The organism is Bartonella sp. CE47NXGY, from assembly GCF_042195415.1.
In the GTDB taxonomy this organism is placed as follows: domain Bacteria; phylum Pseudomonadota; class Alphaproteobacteria; order Rhizobiales; family Rhizobiaceae; genus Bartonella.
The window spans coordinates 1-3,728 of the sequence record NZ_JBHIOI010000068.1 but is presented as its reverse complement, the minus strand read 5'-3'; the positions used below and the strand labels follow the sequence as shown (position 1 = coordinate 3,728).

Genomic DNA, 3,728 nt, shown 5'->3' with positions numbered 1-3,728 from the left:
CATACAGAGGAAGAAGCATTTGAGAGAGGTTAGAGAATGAATGCAGAAATGAACGAAGCTATGAATGAAGATTACAGGGTTGGTGCACCGGTATTTGATGATGAGAGCTCTTTTGAGAACGATTATGAGGTCGAGACGGTTGAGAATAATGATGCGACACCTCCAGAACCGGTTGCAGAGCCCGTTGACAAGCCTTCAGAAATCGTTCCTATAGATCGGCAACATGCAGAACAACAAGCCAAACAAGCCCGTGAAGCGCTTGTCAAGTTTTATGAATCTCAAGCCCAGCCACCAATGGTTGAAGGAGAAGGTGCGCCCCCAGACCTACGTGAGGACCCAATTAGCGTATTAACGTGGATGTTAGATAAGATTCAAAAGCAAGATGCGTATATTAGGGCACAGCAGGATGTTCAAAGGCAAGCCATTGAATCCCACGAATTTAATGATCATTTGAACCAGTTTTTAGAAAGTTCTGTTACATCAATTAAAGATAAATACAGTGATTTTGATGCGGCGGCGGATTATCTTTATGAGACGCGTGCAAAGCAATTAAGTGCTTGGTCATCTGTTTATCCGACTTATGCGCAACGGAGCACGATAGATGCGATTATAGGGGATGAATTGCGTACGATTGTAGCGACTTGCGCCCAAAAGGGGGGTAATCCAGCAGAAGAGCTTTATAGGATAGCGCAAAACCTTGGCTATCAGAACCAAGCAGTGCAAGTGAATAATCAGGTTGCAGAACTTCAAAGTCGGCAGAATTCTGCGCGAACCTTAACGGCATCTGGTGGAGGAGGCATGACAGGTCCTATGACAAAAGACACCCTTGCCAATATGTCAGAGAAAGAATTCAACGCATGGATCTCCAATCCGAAAAATGAAGCCCGTTTTTATGAAATAATGGGTGCAGACCCTGATTAGGCAATCAGTTTTACAACATAATCCGCCTTGATGCGGGTTTTCTACCGGCTTTAAGCCGGTTTTTTTACAGCAAAGAAAGGTGAAATCAATGGCAACAACACATATAGGAACCCATGATCCGCAATCGGTGAAATTGTGGTCACAGAAATTAAGCAATGAAGTTTTGAAAGCGACAAAAATTGCCCCTCTTATTGGCAAAAGTTCAAACAGCATTATCCAGCTTTACAACGAAACCCATAAGAGTGCAGGGGATAGTGTTACGTTCAGTTTGCTAGTCAATCTGTTTGGAGATGGTGTCACGCAAGGCGAAACCTTAGAAGGCAATGAAGAAGCGCTTCAATTTATGAATGATCGGTTGGTGATTAACGAGCTTTTACATGCGGCGCGTGTTGCCAATGATGACTCGATTGATCAACAGAGAATCCTCCCGAATTTACGTAAGAAAGCGAAAGAAGGCTTGGTTCGCTGGTATGCCAATCGTTTAAGCATCATGTTCTTTTTGCAGGTATGTGGTTATACAGCCCGTACGATTAGCGTTGATGGTCGAGAAGTGTACATTAAACCGGTTCATTATGGCTTTAATGAAATCATGGCACCAAGCAGTGAACGTATTATCCGCCCCGATGGGAAAACCAAGGATGAAGATCTTAATGATAAAGCCAAACATAGCTTTAGTTTGAAGCTTATTGATGAAGCGGTTAAACAAGCCAAACTTGCCAATCCGCAAATTTCTCCCGTCCATGTTAACGGTGATGATGTTTACGTTCTCTATTTGCACCCAACACAAGTGATGCAATTGCGTACCAATACAGCCGCTGGTGAGTGGTTAGATATCCAAAAATCTGTTTATGCGACTTCTCGTGCAAAGAACCCAATCTTTGATGGTTCTCTTGGAATGTATAATGGTGTTGTTTTACGCGAAGCTATTCATGTTACCCATGGTGTTAACTCGACAAATAATACAGCGGTAAAAAGTGTGCGTCGTGCGGTGTTCTTAGGAGCGCAGAGTGCGATTATAGGTTTTGGGAAAAATCATAGTGCAACAAATTACACCCTCAAAGAAGAATATTTTGATTATGAACGTGAATTTGGTGTTGCCGCCAAGACTTTGATAGGAATGAAGAAAACTCGTTTCCAAATGCCCAATAGTGCACAAACAGCGCAAGATTTTGGAACGATTGTTATTCCTACCTACAGCGGTGAAGCAGCAGCGTAATCATTAAGGAGGAAAACAAGACATGGCAGATCAATTACCCCCTCCATTACAGGGCAGAAATCTACATACCCAACAGGTAAGTTTCTTACGTTTGAATATCTTACATAAAGAGAAACATCTCACAGAAAAAATCGGGATATTACCCCGTGGTGCTTTAATTACCTCGATAAAAGCGTTTGTGAAGACAGCGTTTTCTGAGACGAAATTGAAGATTGGCAGCACCTATGGCGGCAATGAGTTTGGCGAAAAAGATATCAAAGCCCAAGGCACGCAAGATTTTACGCCAACAGACCAAAAGTCTTTTGTTGCAGATGATAAGGAGATGACCCTTTATGCAACACGAGACAAAACCACCGATGCTGGTGAGTGTGTTGTGGTCGTGCAATTTGTGACAAATCATTGAGGGGATAAGACATGGCAGATTATTTACCACAGCCCTTGCAAGGGAGAAATCTTCATACGCAGCAGGTAAGCTTTTTGCGTCTTAATTTTAGCTATGAAGATAAAGAAAAGGTGATGAAGATAGGCACCCTCCCTCGTGGTGCTTTGATTACTTCAATTAAAGTGTATGTCAAGACAGCATTTTCGGACACGAAGGTTAAAATAGGCAGTACTGCTGGAGGAACTGAATTTGGTGAAGCAGAAATCAAACAGCAGGCAGTCAAAGAAGTTAAGCCTAGCAATCAAAAGGAATTTGTCCCTTATGATGAAGAACTTACTCTCTATGCTAAAGCTGATAAGACAGTCCAAGCAGGTCAAGCAAGTATAGTCGTTGAATTTGTGACCAATTGTTAAGAGAAGTCTGATGACGCGTCATTATATTCGGGTTAAGACGGGGGGACCAATACCAGCGAAACAGGATGTTTATCGTCATAGAAAAACGCTTTCGCACTTGGTGTCGGTTATCCAAGATGAGATTGATGACATCACAGATGAGTATGTAGCGCAAATCCAAGAAAGTATTTTTGCTGCTATTCGTTTTTGTGAGAGGGAAAGTTTTTACTTTAACGAAAGCCGTGATGTTACGTTTCAAACACGGGCGGGGCAGGGTGCTTATGATGCAAGCGATACCCGCCATCTTGAAACAGCTGTGAAAATCAAAAATGTTTATCTGAGTTCTGGTCAAGATCATAAGCTTGAATTGGAGCGGCGAAGTCCTTTTGCTCTAGAGCCTTCGTTGTCATCAGAGCAGCAAGGGACGCCGGTTTGTTACAGTTATTTTGATAGGAAATTACATCTTTATCCCACACCGGATAGAGCCTATCAGATTCAACTCATTCTCTCTCCATTGCGTTTATCAGAGATAGAGAGTGTTGATGAAGAACATCCATGGTTTATCTATGGGTTTGACTTGATCAAGGCGCGTGCAAAATATGAACTGTACAAGAATATCCTTAAAGAACCCGATTGTGCAGCCGCTGCTTACAATGACTTTAACGAGCAATTGCATGAATTGCGTGCAGAGACGTCCAAACGTCATAACGTCACTCGAATAATTCCAACGGATTTCTAAAATGGTTTATTTTCCAATCGCTGATTACAGACCAGATGTTGCGGTTGTCAACGGCAGTTTTACGGATATGCTTGTGAA

5 protein-coding genes are annotated in these 3,728 nt (G+C 42.4%); all 5 read left to right on the top strand.

The window, feature by feature from the left end:
* Positions 1 to 36: 36 nt before the first annotated feature.
* The 5 genes from ACFIL3_RS09220 to ACFIL3_RS09200 all read left to right on the top strand — a co-directional run bounded on the left by ACFIL3_RS09220 (position 37) and on the right by ACFIL3_RS09200 (position 3,650).
* Entirely contained in the window at positions 37 to 921 is an 885-nt protein-coding gene (locus tag ACFIL3_RS09220; RefSeq protein ID WP_375682131.1) for a hypothetical protein, read from the top strand.
* 88 nt (positions 922 to 1,009) lie between these two features.
* Complete coding sequence (locus tag ACFIL3_RS09215; protein ID WP_375617006.1) at positions 1,010 to 2,137, top strand: N4-gp56 family major capsid protein; 1,128 nt, start codon at positions 1,010 to 1,012, stop codon at positions 2,135 to 2,137.
* A 22-nt stretch (positions 2,138 to 2,159) separates the two neighbouring features.
* Positions 2,160 to 2,540, top strand: a complete 381-nt coding sequence (locus ACFIL3_RS09210; RefSeq protein ID WP_375682130.1) for a hypothetical protein — start codon at positions 2,160 to 2,162, stop codon at positions 2,538 to 2,540.
* An 11-nt stretch (positions 2,541 to 2,551) separates the two neighbouring features.
* Complete coding sequence (locus ACFIL3_RS09205; protein WP_375609772.1) at positions 2,552 to 2,932, top strand: hypothetical protein; 381 nt, start codon at positions 2,552 to 2,554, stop codon at positions 2,930 to 2,932.
* Positions 2,933 to 2,942: 10 nt separating this feature from the next.
* Complete coding sequence (locus tag ACFIL3_RS09200; protein ID WP_375638646.1) at positions 2,943 to 3,650, top strand: hypothetical protein; 708 nt, start codon at positions 2,943 to 2,945, stop codon at positions 3,648 to 3,650.
* The last annotated feature ends 78 nt before the right edge of the window (positions 3,651 to 3,728 follow it).